This is a genomic window from Ursidibacter arcticus, from assembly GCF_009761375.1.
GTDB lineage: Bacteria > Pseudomonadota > Gammaproteobacteria > Enterobacterales > Pasteurellaceae > Ursidibacter > Ursidibacter arcticus.
Genome location: NZ_LEKM01000221.1, coordinates 1 through 16257 on the forward strand (window position 1 = coordinate 1; position 16257 = coordinate 16257).

At 38.5% G+C, this 16257-nt stretch carries 16 protein-coding genes; 10 read left to right on the forward strand and 6 right to left on the reverse strand.

Annotation, left to right across the window (positions count from 1 at the left end; genetic code table 11):
* Position 1: 1 nt before the first annotated feature.
* Positions 2-1186: an elongation factor Tu gene (gene tuf, locus A1D25_RS10425; protein ID WP_157395611.1), complete on the forward strand. Its 1185-nt coding sequence runs from the start codon at positions 2-4 to the stop codon at positions 1184-1186.
* Between the two features lie 54 nt (positions 1187-1240).
* Here the strand turns inward: tuf and thiQ are convergent, their stop codons facing one another.
* The gene (gene thiQ, locus A1D25_RS10430; RefSeq protein WP_157395612.1) at positions 1241-1873 is read right to left on the reverse strand and encodes a thiamine ABC transporter ATP-binding protein; all 633 of its coding nucleotides are present in this window, start codon (positions 1871-1873) and stop codon (positions 1241-1243) included.
* Positions 1870-3456, reverse strand: a complete 1587-nt coding sequence (thiP, locus tag A1D25_RS10435; protein WP_157395613.1) for a thiamine/thiamine pyrophosphate ABC transporter permease ThiP — start codon at positions 3454-3456, stop codon at positions 1870-1872. Before thiP ends, thiQ begins: the two co-directional genes overlap by 4 nt.
* Positions 3457-3618: 162 nt before the next feature.
* Between thiP and A1D25_RS10440 the strand changes: the two genes are divergently transcribed.
* Complete coding sequence (locus tag A1D25_RS10440) at positions 3619-3912, forward strand: YfcZ/YiiS family protein (RefSeq protein ID WP_157395614.1); 294 nt, start codon at positions 3619-3621, stop codon at positions 3910-3912.
* Positions 3913-3934: 22 nt separating this feature from the next.
* Here A1D25_RS10440 and rfaC read toward each other — a convergent pair whose 3' ends face one another.
* The 4 genes from rfaC to A1D25_RS10460 form a co-directional block, all read right to left on the reverse strand.
* On the reverse strand, positions 3935-4900 hold the full coding sequence (gene rfaC, locus A1D25_RS10445) for a lipopolysaccharide heptosyltransferase RfaC (RefSeq protein ID WP_157395615.1): 966 nt from the start codon (positions 4898-4900) through the stop codon (positions 3935-3937).
* A gap of 2 nt (positions 4901-4902) precedes the next feature.
* Positions 4903-5952, reverse strand: coding sequence for a lipopolysaccharide heptosyltransferase II (gene waaF / locus A1D25_RS10450; RefSeq protein ID WP_157395616.1), 1050 nt, complete (start codon positions 5950-5952; stop codon positions 4903-4905).
* 11 nt (positions 5953-5963) lie between these two features.
* On the reverse strand, positions 5964-6365 hold the full coding sequence (locus A1D25_RS10455; protein WP_157395617.1) for an MliC family protein: 402 nt from the start codon (positions 6363-6365) through the stop codon (positions 5964-5966).
* Positions 6366-6431: 66 nt separating this feature from the next.
* A complete protein-coding gene (locus A1D25_RS10460; RefSeq protein WP_157395618.1) occupies positions 6432-7751 on the reverse strand; it encodes a LysM-like peptidoglycan-binding domain-containing protein in 1320 nt (439 codons plus the stop codon).
* Positions 7752-7975: 224 nt separating this feature from the next.
* Here A1D25_RS10460 and A1D25_RS10465 point away from each other — a divergent pair, with 224 nt between their 5' ends.
* The 8 genes from A1D25_RS10465 (at position 7976) to A1D25_RS10500 (ending at position 16241) form a co-directional block, all read left to right on the forward strand.
* Positions 7976-8320, forward strand: a complete 345-nt coding sequence (locus A1D25_RS10465) for a ComEA family DNA-binding protein (protein WP_157395619.1) — start codon at positions 7976-7978, stop codon at positions 8318-8320.
* Positions 8321-8433: 113 nt separating this feature from the next.
* Positions 8434-9327 carry an archaetidylserine decarboxylase gene (asd, locus tag A1D25_RS10470; protein ID WP_157395620.1) on the forward strand — a complete coding sequence of 298 codons (894 nt, stop codon included), beginning with the start codon at positions 8434-8436 and terminating at the stop codon, positions 9325-9327.
* A gap of 89 nt (positions 9328-9416) precedes the next feature.
* On the forward strand, positions 9417-9968 hold the full coding sequence (locus A1D25_RS10475) for a DsbE family thiol:disulfide interchange protein (RefSeq protein ID WP_157395621.1): 552 nt from the start codon (positions 9417-9419) through the stop codon (positions 9966-9968).
* Positions 9968-10426, forward strand: a complete 459-nt coding sequence (locus A1D25_RS10480) for a cytochrome c-type biogenesis protein (protein WP_157395622.1) — start codon at positions 9968-9970, stop codon at positions 10424-10426. Before A1D25_RS10475 ends, A1D25_RS10480 begins: the two co-directional genes overlap by 1 nt.
* A 2-nt stretch (positions 10427-10428) precedes the next feature.
* Positions 10429-11313 carry a c-type cytochrome biogenesis protein CcmI gene (gene ccmI, locus A1D25_RS10485; RefSeq protein WP_157395623.1) on the forward strand — a complete coding sequence of 295 codons (885 nt, stop codon included), beginning with the start codon at positions 10429-10431 and terminating at the stop codon, positions 11311-11313.
* Between the two features lie 83 nt (positions 11314-11396).
* Positions 11397-14489 carry a D-2-hydroxyglutarate dehydrogenase YdiJ gene (gene ydiJ / locus A1D25_RS10490; RefSeq protein ID WP_157395624.1) on the forward strand — a complete coding sequence of 1031 codons (3093 nt, stop codon included), beginning with the start codon at positions 11397-11399 and terminating at the stop codon, positions 14487-14489.
* Between the two features lie 9 nt (positions 14490-14498).
* Positions 14499-14957: a hotdog fold thioesterase gene (locus tag A1D25_RS10495; RefSeq protein ID WP_157395625.1), complete on the forward strand. Its 459-nt coding sequence runs from the start codon at positions 14499-14501 to the stop codon at positions 14955-14957.
* Between the two features lie 90 nt (positions 14958-15047).
* A complete protein-coding gene (locus A1D25_RS10500; RefSeq protein ID WP_157395626.1) occupies positions 15048-16241 on the forward strand; it encodes an ornithine--oxo-acid transaminase in 1194 nt (397 codons plus the stop codon).
* The last annotated feature ends 16 nt before the right edge of the window (positions 16242-16257 follow it).

A 16257-nucleotide genomic window follows, 5' to 3' on the forward strand; every position in this document is an offset into this window, starting at 1 on the left:
AATGTCTAAAGAAAAATTTGAACGTACAAAACCGCACGTTAACGTGGGTACAATCGGCCACGTTGACCATGGTAAAACAACTTTAACAGCAGCGATCACAACTGTATTAGCGAAACACTTCGGTGGTGCAGCTCGTGCATTCGACCAAATCGATAACGCGCCAGAAGAAAAAGCGCGTGGTATCACCATCAACACTTCACACGTTGAGTACGACACAGAAACTCGTCACTACGCACACGTTGACTGCCCAGGACACGCGGACTATGTTAAAAACATGATCACAGGTGCGGCACAAATGGACGGTGCAATCTTAGTAGTAGCAGCGACAGATGGTCCAATGCCACAAACTCGTGAACACATCCTTTTAGGTCGCCAAGTAGGTGTACCATACATCATCGTGTTCTTAAACAAATGCGATATGGTGGATGACGAAGAGTTATTAGAATTAGTAGAAATGGAAGTTCGTGAACTTCTCTCTCAATATGATTTCCCAGGTGATGATACACCAATCGTACGTGGTTCAGCGTTACAAGCGTTAAACGGCGTAGCAGAGTGGGAAGAGAAAATCTTAGAATTAGCATCACACTTAGACTCTTACATTCCAGAGCCAGAGCGTGCAATCGACAAACCATTCCTATTACCAATTGAAGACGTATTCTCAATTTCAGGTCGTGGTACAGTAGTAACAGGTCGTGTAGAGCGTGGTATCATCCGTACGGGTGAAGAGGTTGAGATTGTTGGTATCAAAGAAACAACAAAAACAACTGTAACTGGTGTTGAAATGTTCCGTAAATTACTTGACGAAGGTCGTGCAGGTGAGAACGTAGGTGCATTATTACGTGGTACAAAACGTGAAGAAATCGAACGTGGTCAAGTATTAGCGAAACCAGGTTCAATCACACCACACACAGACTTCGAATCAGAAGTTTACGTATTATCAAAAGAAGAAGGTGGTCGTCATACTCCATTCTTCAAAGGTTACCGTCCACAATTCTACTTCCGTACAACGGACGTAACAGGTACTATCGAATTACCAGAAGGTGTTGAGATGGTAATGCCAGGCGATAACATCAAAATGACAGTAAGCTTAATTCACCCAATCGCAATGGACGAAGGTTTACGTTTCGCGATTCGTGAAGGTGGCCGTACAGTAGGTGCTGGCGTTGTAGCGAAAATCATCAAATAATTGATGTAGCAAAAGCGAATAAATAGAAGGCGTACTCTTGGGTACGCCTTCTTACTATGCATCTATATTGCTCCCATTTTCAATCTGAATAACAGAAGTAAATAGCTGTTTTACTTCATCATATTGATGTGTAACCATCAGTAGTGTCAGATTTTTTTGGATACAAAGTGTATAAACTAACTCTTGTAATTCTTCTCGTCTGATTGGATCTAAAGCTGAAAAGGGTTCATCTAATAGAAAAATCGGTTTATCTCTTAAGAGCGTTCTTGCCAATGCCACACGCTGTTTTTGCCCTCCCGATAATTTATCTGCTCGGCGTGATAGGAAATCAGCAAGCCCCATTTGATAAGCAATCTCTTCTACTTTTTCATTTTGTGATTGGCTTAATCTCAAACTCGGGGTTAAACCTAGTCCTATATTCTGTGAAACAGTTAAATGTGGAAAAAGATTATTATCTTGAAATAGCATTGAAACAGGTCTTTCTGCGGGTTGCGTATGTGTATGATTTTGCCCTGCAAGGTAAACTTCCCCTCGGCTTGTTAGCTCAAATCCAGCAATTAAATTGAGTAACGTGCTTTTTCCTGAACCACTTTCACCGACAACAGCAACTCTCTCGCCTTTGGCAATATTTAACTTAAATTTCATCGGAAGTTCAGGATAGTCAAACTCGACATTCATTTGGATCATCTATTTTGTTCTCGCTGTTCAATAATCAAAAATGGTAAAAACGTAAGAAGCATTAACACCAATGCCGTTACTGCAGCATCGTCCATTCGGTAGCTCCCTAATTGTTGATAAAGAAGGTAGGGTAACGTACTGAAATCAGGGCTACCAAAAAAGGCAATGACAGTAAAACTGCCTAAACTAGCCGACATTGCCAGAGCAAATGCATTACGAAGCGGTCGGATCAGGTAATTTTTTTCCACAATCCACCAACGGCGAAAGCCTGTAATACCTAATTCTCTTGCTAATTTATCGTGAGTAATAAAAGCTTCCCAAACCGCAGTAAATAGTAAGCGATAAATGTAAGGCAGTAGCATCAATCCGTTACATACTCCAACCAAGCATAAAAGTTGCCAAGTAGAAAGTGGCGTATCTATCAATAATAAAAACAGACCGACAGCTAACATAAATACAGGCATAATTAACGGATAAGTCGCCACTCCTGCTAGAAAACTATGGAGAATTTTATGTTTTTGATACGCTAAATTCTTCGTTTCAAGGGCAATCAAATAGGCAATAATAATTACTGTTACCGCTGAAATCGCACTGAGCAAGAGCGAGAAACCTGTCGCCTCCCAAAGTAGTGGATTGGTTAAACGTGTAAAGACGTGAGAAACACTAATGCCTGTCCAAATAACATTTGCGATAGGTATTAAGATCATCATTCCCATTAGTATCATAACGCCTTGTAATAACCATTTATTAACACCTTTAGCTCTCGGTTTCCAAATATGATCGACTGGAATAGCGGTATGTTTAACCTGAGAAAATGCAAATTTCGTCAAAATATCCATCGTAATTTGCAAGATAATCCCGATTAGAATTTGGGTCATTATCAACATTACCGCTTTTGCAAAATCAAACTCAAAAGTCACCGCTTGATAAATGGCAACTTCAAGAGTGCTATATTTCGGTCCACCACCTAGCATTAACACAATCGGAAAACTGGTAAAACAGATTAGAAAAATATTCATAAAGGTATAAGGTAATACCTTTTTCAACATTGGCAATTCAACAATTTGTATATATCGCCATCCTTGTAAATTTAATTGCGTGGCAAGTTGATGCTGGCTACTTGGGATTAAATGCAAGACCTCCAAACAATATTTAGTCGCCAACGGAATGTTGAAGAATAAATGAGCAAGCAAAATGCCTTGCAATCCATATAGATTAAAGGTGGCAGGAATGCCTAAAAATTTTAAGAGCTGAATTACCCAACCTGAATTGCCCCATACTCCGATAATAGCAAAAATAACCACTAAAGATGGCAATGCCCACGCAAATGAGATTAACTTATAGAGTAATGCTTTCCCTTTAAAATTGAGATAGAAAAAACTGCGAGCGAGAAAAACGCCCAAAATGGTGGAGAAAAGAGCGGAAAGTAATGCTTGCCATAAGCTCTGTTTGAGAATTTGTAAGGCTTCCCCAACAGACCAAAAAGTTTCATCGGCACGATGTTCAAATAACGCCCATAAACTAAACGCATAAAGTGCCACAATAATGGTGTAAATCGACCAAGCAGAAAAAGCAGTAAATCGGCGAAGCATCACATATCATAATAAAAAGAATAGATAAGCTAATTTACCTTATTTCATTGAGGTAGTCGATGATGTTTGAAGTGGGATAAAATTATCCTAGGTTTGTTTTTTCTCAAAGAAATTTATCATTGTCTCTGCTACGCTCTGTTTTTTACCCATTAAGGATATATTATGAGCAAGACTTTTAGCGATGAAGCAGAAAACTGCAAAGTAAATTGCAAACCAACTAGTACAGCAATGTTTGACAATGCCGATTCTCAGATTGATTTTGAGCAACATTATCCAGATCAAGAAACTGCTCAGCAAGCACTTGATTTCTTAATCAATAAAGCCAAACAAATTGAAAATGAGCCTTGCCAAATAACGCATCAATTCATTTCACAAGAAGATGGCGTTACACTTAATGCAACATTTAATTTTAGTTGCCAAGCAGAAGCGGTCTTATTTCAGCTTGCGTTGCGTTAGAGTTTGGCAGATTTAGCGAGTATCAAATTTCAACTAACTTTTGCCATACTTGTTGAGCTGAAATATTTTCCATTCCTTGAGCTTGTAGATAGTGCTGATTTTTACCGTAAGCACCAATGAGATTGGGATCTGTTGCACCATATAAGATAATATTCGGTTTATCTAACGCTGCGGTTAAATGGCTAAGTCCTGTATCAACAGAAATCACTGCTTGAGCATTCGCAATTTGCTCTGCAAGCTCCGTTAGGCTTAACTTAGGCAATACTTTAATTTTTTCTGACAGTTCAGCTAAACGAGTTGCTCGTTCAAATTCTTTTTGATTTCCCCAAGGTAAACGAATTTCTACCCCTGAATTGACACAATATTCAAAAAACTCAGACCACGAATTTTCTTGCCAATGTTTGTCTGCTCTTGTCGTTGCGTGAATAGCAATTAGATAAGGCGAAGCGGTGAGATTTTCCTGTTCTTTTGCAAGTGAAGTGAAATGGCGTGCAATAGCATAATCACCAAGTGTATCAGCTAACGAGTACCCCAAACTTTGAGCAAACAACAGACGAATACGTTCAACAGCGTGTTGCTGATAGGAAATAGCGTGCCTTTTGTCATAAAACAAGGCGGCTATTGGTTCACGAATAGAGCGGCGATCATAACCGTGTTTTTCGCCTTTGGCTAAACGAGTCGCAAAGAAAGCACTTTTTAATAGCCCTTGAGCATCAACCACAACATCATAATGTTCTTGCTGTAATTGCTGTTTGAACGATGACCATTGTTGCAATGTTTCTTGAGAAAGTAACCGCTTACGCCACGCTCGAAATGCAAAGGGAATTACCTTTTTTACGGCTGAATGCCAACGGGGAATTTCTGCGAAAGCAGGTTCAACAACCCAATCTATTTGGAGATCGGGTATCTTATTTTGAGCATCAGTAAGTGCAGGTAAAGTATGAATAACATCTCCCATTGATGATGTTTTTATAAGACAAACTTTCATTTCTAATTCACTTTTCTAATCAGTTCATCAAGTTTAGCTAACACCATTTCAGGTTGAATATCAATGAGGCTTTGGTGATAACCCTCGGCACTATCTTGTGATTTACGCACTTTAATTAGCCCACCTTCAATTAAACGAATAATTACCGCATTGTGTGATAACGGTGGCGTATATTGTGGGCTTGTGGGGCCATAAAGCGCTACTAATGGACGATTTAATGCTGCAGCAATATGCATCAGCCCAGAATCATTGCTAACGACGGCAACACAATCGGCAATTAAATCTACCGCTTGATTAAGATCTGTTTGCCCTGCTAGGTTAATACAATAACGTTGCTGTTCCACTGGTAATGATGTACGGATTTCTTCGCCTACAATTTCATCTTTCTTCGAGCCAAATAAACGAATAGCATAACCTTGTTCAATCAATTTTTGTGCCACTTTTGCATAGTGATAATGTGGATAACGCTTTGCAGGTCCAAACTCAGCCCCTGGACAAAAACCGATTGCAGGGCGATTTTCTGCATAATCTAGCTGTTTGGCAAAATGTTGCTTTGTTTGAATAATCTGCTCAGTATTCACTTGCAAATAAGGGTAAGGAATAGGTAATTGATCAGCAACAGGAATATGTCCTTTATCAAAGGCAAGAGCTACATAGCGTTGTACCATTAGTGGATAATCCTGCTTATTATTTCTGAGATCATTAAGCAATCCATAACGCATTTCGCCTTTCCAACCACGGCGATGGGGAATGCGAGCAAAAAAGGGAATAAAAGAAGATTTAAGAGAGTTAGGTAAAACAATCGCCATTTGGTATTGATTTTGCAAATTTTTACCTAAATCATACCGCTTACAAAGAGCAAAAGATCCGTGTCCAATCGGCATTGAAATGGCTTTACGCACTTCAGGCATTCTGGCTAACAAAGGACGACACCAATCAGGAGCCATTACGTCAATATGACAATCAGGGTAATTTTGTTTAAGCTGTTGATATAAGCTGTGGGACATCATCATATCCCCAACCCAAGATGGTGCAATAATCAAAATATTCATATAACTTCCCTTTATGATTGTTTAATACATTTTTCCGCAAGTAAATTGTTACGATTATCTCGTAATGTGCCTACGCCATTGAAATCTTCTGTCCAAATCCAACGAATGTTGCTGTATTTCTTCCCTTGTGTAACGACACTCGGCGATAGTGTGTAAGAAGAGCGGTTAAAAGTCAGGGTAATCTGGCTATTTTTTTTGCTATTTAAAAATTGAACTCTTAAGGTTTGATTCTTTGCACATTGGTAACTAACAATACGCTGTTTTTTGACTACATCTTTTTTTATTGGCGATATATTCTGTTCAGGTTGTTGAATTTTTTGTTCAACTTGTTCTGCTGGTGCGATAGTTGTAGTGCTACATCCTAGTAGCACAGTTGCAGTGAGCAAAGAAAATGCTTTTTTCCATAAATACATTGTTGTCCCCTTAATATCATTCCAGAAAAAAAGAGCAACGCAATGCGTTGCTCCGAATATTCCTTATTATTTATAAATGTAGCTACCATTCGCTTGGCGGATAAATTTACCACCAGAGCCAATATGCATTTCAGTAACACGATTATTTGCATCTAAGCGAACTGTTACTTTTTCACCCACTTTCAAATTGCTTACAATATTGTTTACTTTACTCATTGCATTAACATCTGAGATATTCAAATTGTTATCTCTGAATACTTGCATTAAAGAAACGCCTTTCGGTACTACCATTGTTTTACTTGAAACTGAATTCGATGCAACTTCAACTGTTTTTGCTGGTGTTGGTTTAACCACAGTAGGTTTAGTTTCAACAACTTTCACTGGTGCTTTTTCTACTTTTGGTTGTGGTTGTGCTTTTTTAACTGGCTCAGGCGTTGATTTACTTTCTGGTTGATAAATCACACTTCCTGTTGTTTCTGGTTTCTTCGCAGGTTGAATAACCACAGGTTTAGTTTCTGCTACTTTTGGTTCAGATTTAACTTCGGCAGGTTTTGCCACAACAGCAGGTGTAGGCTCTACACGATTTTCAACAGTAGGTTGAGTCATTTCAGTTGTTTGAGCTGGTTGTTCTACCACAGTATTTGTTGCTGTTTGCTCCGTAGCTTGTTGTTCAGATTTTGCTTGTGCCATTTGAGCATCTTGTAGTGCCTTAGCTTCTGCTTCAGCTCGTTTTGCTTCTTCTTCATCAACAGGGCGGAATTCAATCGGTAAACTTGTGCCTTGCTCCTGCAATGACTCTACTGTTTCAGGCGTATTCGGCTTTAATAAGAAAAATGCTAATAATAGAGCAAGTGCTAATAAAATTACGATCAATAAACGGCGATATTTTGATGGTACTTTCTCTGTAACAGAAGGTTTAGCTGTTTGGGCTGTTTGCGTAGGAATTACTCGCTCAACCGTATTTGGATTTACTGCATTTACTTTTTCCTGCTCATTCACTGGTGGTTGTACTGTTTTTGGCTCATCGACTCTAGGCGTATCAACCGTAGCATTTGCTTTAGCTGGTGCTTTATCCGCGTCATCAACAACTGGAGCGAATGTAAAACCTTTCGGTTTTTGAGTGTCTTCTGCTATTTCTGTTTTAGGGGTATTTTCTTTTAACATTGTTTGTTCTTCTAAGGTTGATAACTCATTTGCTTTATCCACAGGGCGTTTCATTACGGGTGTGAATGTATAATTAGGTGCTTGTTTCGACGATAGCGAAAACATCACTTTCGGCTTTGTGACTTCTGTTTTGCTATGTTGTTCAATTTCTTTTTCTGTTTCTGCTGTAATTGCTGTTGGCTGACCAAAAGTCGGCTCTTTACGTTGATTATATTGGCTCATAAAAATCCAAGGGAAATAACTAAAAAAACGGCAGTCATTTTAAAGGATTTATTGCCTATCATCATCAAATTTCTTTGAAATCACTATTTTATTTATTTTCTCCCCACTATTTTTTCGATCAAGATCGAAAAATAAATTAGCCATTCTTGAGCTTATTCTGCCAATGATTAAAGTAGCGACTGTTCGTTTTATCTCAACCACAACACAGAAAGGAGCTATTTATTATGAAAAAACTCACTCAATATGTCTCTGCCCTGCTTTTAGGTGCATTTAGTTTAACTGCTAGCGCAGAAGAAAAAGGTGTAAGCACACCATCTGAAACTCAAGCTCAAGTACAAGCGGTGCAAACCCAAACAAAAATTGCAAATCCAAATGCAATCAATATCAACACCGCAACTGCATCAGAATTACAGGATAAATTAGTTGGTATCGGTGCTAAAAAAGCACAAGCCATTGTGGAATATCGAGAGAAAAATGGTAAATTTCTCAATATTGAACAATTAACAGAAGTATCGGGTATTGGAAAAGCAACGCTTGATAAAAATCGTGATCGTATTGTTTTAGAGTAATCTAACCGCTTGTTCCCCTTATTACCTATCTACTAAGGGGAACTTGCTTAGATTGTAAACTTTGTGGCTTTTGCTATACTGCTCGCCTTTTGAAAAGAACATAGGATAGTCAAATGTCATTAACAGCTTATAAAGCGCCAAGTTATGCACAACGTGCGAAAATTGCATTTCAATATTTAATGCCACAACAAGGTTTAACTCGCCTTGCAGGGTGGTTTGCAGAGAAAAAATTAGGTGCATTAACCCATTTTGTGATTAAAGTATTTACCAAGAAATACCAAGTTAATTTAGCTGAAGCAGAAAAGACAAATCCTTCAGATTATGCCACTTTTAATGAATTTTTTATTCGTCCATTAAAAGAAAATGCTCGCCCTATCGATCAAGATGCTCAAACCTTATGCTTACCTGCTGATGGTAGAGTAAGTGAAGCTGGGCAGATTACACAAAACTTGCTATTACAAGCCAAAGGGCATACGTTTACCTTAGAAACGCTATTGGCTAACGACATCGCATTAGCCGAAAAATTTAAAGATGGCCAGTTTATTACCACTTATCTCTCTCCAAGAGATTACCATCGTGTGCATATGCCTTGCGATGCAACACTACGCAAGATGATTTACGTTCCGGGTGAATTATTTTCAGTTAATCCATTTTTAGCGGAACATATTCCAAACTTATTTGCTCGTAACGAACGTGTTATTTGTGAATTTGATACGGAGTTTGGCACAATGGTTCAGATTTTAGTCGGTGCAACCATTACTGCGAGTATGAGTACTGTTTGGGCAGGTATTATTAATCCACCACGTTCTAAAGAAGTTCTTGTGTACGAATATCTTGCAGAAGGAGAAAGTGCAATTCATCTCAAAAAAGGGCAAGAAATGGGCGCTTTCCGCTTAGGTTCAACGGTCATTAACCTTTTCCCTAAAGAGAGTGTTGCTTTATCTTCTCATCTTATTGCTGGCGAGCCAACCCGAATGGGCGAACCTTTAGCAAAAATCCTTAGTTAAAATCAAATAAACGAAAGCGAGTGGTAGCCCTACTCGCTTTTTTGTCTATAATTACAAAATATTTTCTTAAAATAACCGCTTATATCAAAATGAAAAAAATTTTTTTACTTCCTCTTCTTATTTTTGTGGGACTTATTATCGCCTTTATGGTGCAACTGCAACGTAATTCAAATGGTGAAGATCCTAAAGCCCTTGAGTCAAGCCTAATAGGTAAAACAATTCCTGAATTTCAACTTGAATCGTTATATGATGAAAAGCAAAGTGTTAATGCTAATGTTGTTAAATCAGGCTCACCACGACTATTAAATGTTTGGGCAACTTGGTGTCCAACTTGCTTTGCTGAACATCAGTATTTAACTGAGCTTGCAAAACAAGGTATTGAAATTGTTGGCATTGATTATAAAGATGAACGATCTAAAGCATTAAAATTCTTAGAAAACTATGGAGATCCTTATAAAGCGATTATTTACGATCCTAAAGGTTCTCTTGGCTTAGATTTAGGGGTATATGGAGCACCTGAAACCTTTATTTTAGATGGGCAAGGGAAAATTCATTATCGCCACGCTGGAGATGTAAATGCAAGAGTGTGGAATGAAACACTTAAACCAATTTACGATAAATTGAAAGGAAACGTACAATAATGAAAAAATGGTTTGCACTTTTATTGATTCTACCTACATTAAGCATTGCAAGTCAGCAGATTCAACAATTCGATAATACACAGCAAGAATCTGATTATCGGGCACTCATTCAAGAATTACGTTGCCCACAATGCCAAAATAACAACATTGCTGATTCCAACGCAACTATTGCCACAGATATGCGTAATAAAACACTGGAATTACTCAAACAAGGGAAAAGCAAAGATGAAGTGGTTAATTATATGGTAGAACGTTATGGCAACTTTGTTACTTATGATCCACCGATAACCCCAGCGACTATAATGTTATGGTTAATGCCTATCTTATTGATTTTAATTGGTTTTGGCATAATGTTAAAACGAAAAAAATCGAATGTACAAGCGGTGGGTTCAGACAAATTTTTTGCAAAAAATCTTGATCAAGAACGCTTAAAACAAATTTTGAACGATAAGGAATAATAATGAATTTTTGGATCATCGCAATATGGATTACGTTAGCAATCGGTGCTATCGCATTCTACCCATTATTAAAAAGAAATACGCATCAAAATAGCCAAAAACGTAATGAATTAAATAAAGCATTTTATTTTGATCGTCTTAAAGAAGTAGAACAAGAAGAAAAAGAAGGGCTCATTGAAGATAACCAACAGACTAAATTGGAGTTACAACAAAGCCTATTAGATGACATTCCATCACAGCCTGATATTACTGTTAATGGGAAAAAATCACTAAGTCCATTATGGTTTATTGGACTTATTATCCTAGTTATAGGAACGAGTTCTGCAATTTATTGGAATGTTGGTTCGTGGTTTACAGGCACGATGCTAGAAATGACACATAAAAAATTGGATTATTTCTATGAACGTATCAAAACAGAAGAAACAGACCCACTTTCAGATCAAGAGCTCAATCAGTTTGCAATGGCATTACGAGTTGAATTACAAGAGAAACCTACTGACGATAAATCTTGGTTTATGCTTGGGCAAGTTGGAATGGCATTAGATAATGGACAAATCGCTCTTGATAGCTACGCTAAGGCAGTAGCATTAAAGCCTGATAATCTACAATATAAGCAAAAATATGCTCAATTATTACTTTTCTCTAGCGATCCAAAAGATAAAGAGAAAGGAGAAGAAGTGGTAAAAGAGATTATTCGTATTGATCATACTAATGTTGATGCTTTGAGCTTACTGGCCTTCTCCTCTTTTGAAAAAGAAGATTATAAAATGGCTGCAATGACTTGGGGAATGATGCTTAAATTTTTACCTGAAAATGACCCTCGCAGACCAACCATTGAGCGTAGCATTCAATCCGCACTTTCAATGATTAAGACAGAGAATAAATAAGTATTAGATAAGATTTTTGCTTAAATCTCAGCGTAAATATTGCTAATATTTGACGAGTTATATTTTTATAGAATAGCCATTATATGATCCCACGTTTAGCAAACACACCACAACTGACAGAAACCGTACAAGCCTTTCTTAACGAGCTTGTGGAACAACATTTTTCAGGCGATATTGCATCAAGTTATGCCGACCGTCTTTCGCTTGCAACGGATAACAGCGTTTATCAGCAAATACCACAAGCGATTTTATTCCCAAAATCAGTAGCTGATGTGGTTATTTTAACCAAATTAGCTCAAAAAACTCCGTTTCAAGCATTAACATTTACCCCAAGAGGTGGTGGAACGGGGACAAATGGGCAATCACTCAACAACAATATCATTGTTGATCTCTCTCGCCATATGAAACAGATCTTAGAGCTTAACGTAGAAGAGCGTTGGGTTCGAGTACAAGCAGGCGTGGTTAAAGACCAACTGAACCAATACTTAAAGCCCTATGGTTTATTCTTTTCCCCAGAATTATCGACCAGTAATCGAGCCACATTAGGCGGAATGATTAACACTGATGCTTCAGGGCAAGGTTCATTACAATATGGGAAAACCTCCGATCATATTTTGGCGATCAAATCCGTATTGATGAACGGGGAAATTTTAGACACACAAGCGGTGAGATCTGACAACTTTTCTGCAAATCTTGCCGAATTACCTTTATCTGAAAATGGTAAAAAGATTCATCAAGAAATTTTCCAACGCTGCAAAACCCTACGTCCAGTCGTTTTAAAAGAATTACCACAGTTAAACCGTTTTTTAACAGGCTATGATTTAAAAAATGTATTTAATGATGACGAATCTGAATTTAATTTAACTCGTATTCTTACAGGTTCGGAAGGCTCTCTAGCCTTTATTTGCGAAGCTAAACTCAATTTATTACCCATTCCCAAATATCGTACACTGATCAATATCAAATATAATTCTTTTGATGCGGCATTACGTTCTGCCCCTTTTATGCTACAAGCTAAAGCATTGTCAGTAGAAACCGTTGATTCCAAAGTATTAAACTTAGCCAAGCAAGATATTGTATGGCACTCCGTTTCGGATCTTTTAACTGAAGATGAACAGAACCCAATTTTAGGGATCAACATTGTAGAATATGCGTCAAACGATCAGGATCTTAATGAACAACTTGTCGCCGATCTTTGTCATTCGCTCGATCAAAAAATTACCAATAATGAAAGCGGTCTGATTGGCTACCAAATTTGCAAAGAAGTCGATTCGATTGAGAAAATTTACGCAATGCGTAAAAAAGCAGTAGGATTGCTCGGTAATGCAAAAGGTTGGGCAAAACCTATCGCTTTTGTGGAAGATACCTGCGTTCCCCCTGAAAATTTAGCCGATTATATTGTTGAATTTCGCCAATTACTCGATGAAAACGGTTTGGAATATGGAATGTTCGGACACGTTGATGCGGGTGTCCTTCACGTTCGTCCTGCCCTTGATTTATGCGATAAAGCACAGGTGCAAAAATTCAAACAGATTTCGGATAAAGTGGTTGAACTCACTGCCAAATACGGTGGTTTAATTTGGGGAGAACACGGAAAAGGTATGCGTTCTGCCTATGGCGAACGGTTTTTTGGAGAAACTTTATGGCAGGAGCTACGCTATATTAAGCAACTGTTTGATCCACAAAATCGCTTAAACCCAGGTAAAATTTGTACGCCATTACATCGCCAAGATGAGCTTTACCCAATTGACTCACAAATGCGTGCTGATTTTGATCGCCAAATCCCAATTCAAGTGCGTGAAAATTTTAAAGGTGCGATGAATTGTAATGGTAATGGGCTATGTTTTAATTTTGATGTACACAGCACAATGTGTCCTTCAATGAAAATCTCTGGTAATCGCCTTTTTTCACCAAAAGGGCGTGCCGCACTGGTTCGTGAGTGGTTGCGTTTATTGGCAGAGAAAAATGTTTCCCCTGACGATATTATTTTCAAGCCACATAAAAATGGTAGAAAATTGGTCGATTTTGCGAAAAAACTACGCAATCAATGGTATAAAAAGCAAGAGTATGATTTCTCTCACGAAGTGAAAGCAGCGATGGATACTTGCCTAGCCTGTAAAGCCTGTGCTAGCCAATGCCCGATCAAAATTGATGTGCCGACTTTCCGAACCCAATTTAATGATCTTTACCATAGTCGTTATTTCCGCCCAATGAAAGATTATGTGGTCTCCAATTTAGAACGTGTCGCTCCGTTAATGGCAAAACAACCTGCTTTCTTTAATTTCTTCAGTGCGAATAAATGGGCGGAAAATATCGCGAGTAAAACCATTGGAATGGTTGATTTGCCTGCGCTTTCTGTACCCAATTTACAGCAACAGCTCAACCAAATTGGCTATCAAGCTGAAAGTTTAGAAAGCCTTGAGCAACAAATCACAAGCGGTCAGATCGGACAAGAAATTTACCAATATCTATTTGTGGTACAAGATCCTTTCACTTCTTATTATGACGCTAAAGTTGTGGCAGATTTTGTTCATCTGTGCCAAAAAATCGGTTTTAAACCGATTGTATTGCCATTTAAACCGACAGGAAAAGCACAGCACGTTAAAGGCTTTTTACATCAATTTGCTAAAACAGCCAAAAACCAAGCGGATTTCCTGACTCGTTTAGCGAAGTTAGGTATCCCAATGGTTGGGGTGGATCCTGCATTAACGTTAATTTATCGTGAAGAATATCGAGATATTTTGAAGGAAGAGTGTGGCGAGTTTAAGGTACAACTTGCACACGAATGGCTACTCAGCCAGCTCAAACAAGGGCATTTGCATACCTGCAAAAAATCAGCCGAAACAGACCGCTTGCAATGGCATTTGTTTAGTCATTGTACAGAATCAACTGCTTTGCCTAATAGCACAAAAGAGTGGCAACAAATTTTTGCCCATTTTGGGGAACGCTTAGTGGGTGAGAATACAGGCTGTTGTGGAATGGCTGGAACATTTGGGCACGAAACGAAACATATTTCGATGTCAAAAGCGATTTATGCACAATCGTGGCAGAAAAAACTCAATGGCAAAGATCTTGATCGCTGTTTAGCCACAGGTTATTCCTGCCGTAGCCAAGTAAAACGAATGGAACATCGGGTCTTAAAGCACCCTGTTCAGGCATTATTGAGTATCTTATAAGGCAAGCCAATGATTTGGAAAAAAACACTCTCGCTTTCGCAACTTAATCAACTTTGCCAAAATTGTGCCGTATCACATTTGGGTATCGAATTTACTGCACAAGGTGAAAATTGGTTAGAAGCCACGCTAGCGGTTGATCATCGCACCACTCAGCCTTTCGGTTTATTACACGGTGGCATAAGTGCCACCCTCGCTGAAACTGTTGCATCTGCTGCGGCATTACTTTGTTGTGATGAAGATCAATTCCCAGTAGGCACAGAACTCAACATCAGCCACCTTAAAGCAATTAAGCAAGGAAAAGCAACCGCCAAAGCCACTCCACAGCATTTAGGCAAGACACATCAAGTATGGCAAGTAATGATTTATGATGAACAGATGCAGTTATGTGCGGTAGCGAGACTTAGTATAAAATTGCTAAATCAATCACAGAACGCTTTAGTAAGCAAATCTATCAAAAATGAGAAGTAGATCATAAAACAAACAAAAAATTATCCCTTTTTTGTTTAAATATTGTTACACTCCTTGGTAACATTTATTTAACAAATTTAGGAGAAAGATATGACTGCTTCATCTCAACAAATCATTCATCAAGCCGAACAATATGGTGCTCGCAACTATTTACCATTACCTATCGTAATTAGCAAAGCGGAAGGTATTTGGGTGGAAGATCCTGAAGGTAAACGTTATTTAGATATGTTAAGTGCCTACTCTGCGGTCAATCAAGGGCATTGTCACCCTAAAATTGTTAAAGCATTAAAAGACCAAGCGGAACGTGTTACTTTAACTTCTCGTGCTTTTTATAACGATCAGCTTGGGCCTTGGTATGAAAAAATCTGTAAGCTAGGAAAAAAATCAATGGCATTACCGATGAATACAGGGGCAGAAGCGGTGGAAACAGCAATTAAAACTGCACGCCGCTGGGGTTACGATGTAAAAGGTATTGAAAAAGATCGAGCGGAAATTATCGCTTGTGTAGGCAACTTCCACGGTAGAACAATGGCGGCGGTTTCGCTCTCTTCTGATCCTGATTATCAACGTGGTTTTGGTCCGTTATTAGGTGGGATTAAGTTAGTGCCTTATGGTGATTTAGATGCACTGAAAAATGCGATCACACCAAATACGGCGGCATTCTTAGTTGAACCAATTCAAGGGGAAGCAGGTATTTTAATTCCACCACAAGGTTTCTTAAAACAAGCTTACGAATTATGTAAAGAAAACAATGTACTGTTTATTGCTGATGAAATTCAAGCAGGCTTAGGTAGAACAGGGAAATTATTTGCTTGCGAGTGGGAAGGTTTTGAGCCAGATATGTATATTTTAGGTAAAGCACTGGGCGGCGGTGTATTCCCAATTTCTTGTGTGTTAGCCGATAAAGAAATTTTAGGGGTCTTTAACCCAGGTTCTCACGGTTCAACTTTTGGCGGAAACCCACTAGCCTGTGCGGTATCGCTTGCGGCTCTTGATGTTTTGGTGGAAGAGAACTTAGCGGAACGCTCTCGTGAGTTAGGCGAATACTTCCTAAATGAATTGAAAAAAATTGAGTATTCGAAAATTAAAGAAGTGCGTGGACGTGGTTTATTTATTGGTTTAGAACTAACAGAAGCCGCTCGTCCATATTGTGAAGCCTTGAAAGAAAAAGGGCTATTATGTAAAGAAACTCACGACACTGTTATTCGTTTTGCCCCACCGTTAGTCATTGAGAAAGCGGATTTAGATTGGGCGTTAGAACGTATTCGTGAAGTGCTAAAATAAGGGCTGATCTTGCAAA

Excerpts from the sequence above, each read along its gene's own strand:
- tuf (WP_157395611.1), top strand. The coding sequence starts at position 2 with ATGTCTAAAGAAAAATTTGAACGTACAAAACCGCACGTTAACGTGGGT.
- thiQ (WP_157395612.1), bottom strand. The coding sequence starts at position 1,873 with ATGATCCAAATGAATGTCGAGTTTGACTATCCTGAACTTCCGATGAAA.
- thiP (WP_157395613.1), bottom strand. The coding sequence starts at position 3,456 with ATGCTTCGCCGATTTACTGCTTTTTCTGCTTGGTCGATTTACACCATT.
- A1D25_RS10440 (WP_157395614.1), top strand. The coding sequence starts at position 3,619 with ATGAGCAAGACTTTTAGCGATGAAGCAGAAAACTGCAAAGTAAATTGC.
- rfaC (WP_157395615.1), bottom strand. The coding sequence starts at position 4,900 with ATGAAAGTTTGTCTTATAAAAACATCATCAATGGGAGATGTTATTCAT.
- waaF (WP_157395616.1), bottom strand. The coding sequence starts at position 5,952 with ATGAATATTTTGATTATTGCACCATCTTGGGTTGGGGATATGATGATG.
- A1D25_RS10455 (WP_157395617.1), bottom strand. The coding sequence starts at position 6,365 with ATGTATTTATGGAAAAAAGCATTTTCTTTGCTCACTGCAACTGTGCTA.
- A1D25_RS10460 (WP_157395618.1), bottom strand. The coding sequence starts at position 7,751 with ATGAGCCAATATAATCAACGTAAAGAGCCGACTTTTGGTCAGCCAACA.
- A1D25_RS10465 (WP_157395619.1), top strand. The coding sequence starts at position 7,976 with ATGAAAAAACTCACTCAATATGTCTCTGCCCTGCTTTTAGGTGCATTT.
- asd (WP_157395620.1), top strand. The coding sequence starts at position 8,434 with ATGTCATTAACAGCTTATAAAGCGCCAAGTTATGCACAACGTGCGAAA.
- A1D25_RS10475 (WP_157395621.1), top strand. The coding sequence starts at position 9,417 with ATGAAAAAAATTTTTTTACTTCCTCTTCTTATTTTTGTGGGACTTATT.
- A1D25_RS10480 (WP_157395622.1), top strand. The coding sequence starts at position 9,968 with ATGAAAAAATGGTTTGCACTTTTATTGATTCTACCTACATTAAGCATT.
- ccmI (WP_157395623.1), top strand. The coding sequence starts at position 10,429 with ATGAATTTTTGGATCATCGCAATATGGATTACGTTAGCAATCGGTGCT.
- ydiJ (WP_157395624.1), top strand. The coding sequence starts at position 11,397 with ATGATCCCACGTTTAGCAAACACACCACAACTGACAGAAACCGTACAA.
- A1D25_RS10495 (WP_157395625.1), top strand. The coding sequence starts at position 14,499 with ATGATTTGGAAAAAAACACTCTCGCTTTCGCAACTTAATCAACTTTGC.
- A1D25_RS10500 (WP_157395626.1), top strand. The coding sequence starts at position 15,048 with ATGACTGCTTCATCTCAACAAATCATTCATCAAGCCGAACAATATGGT.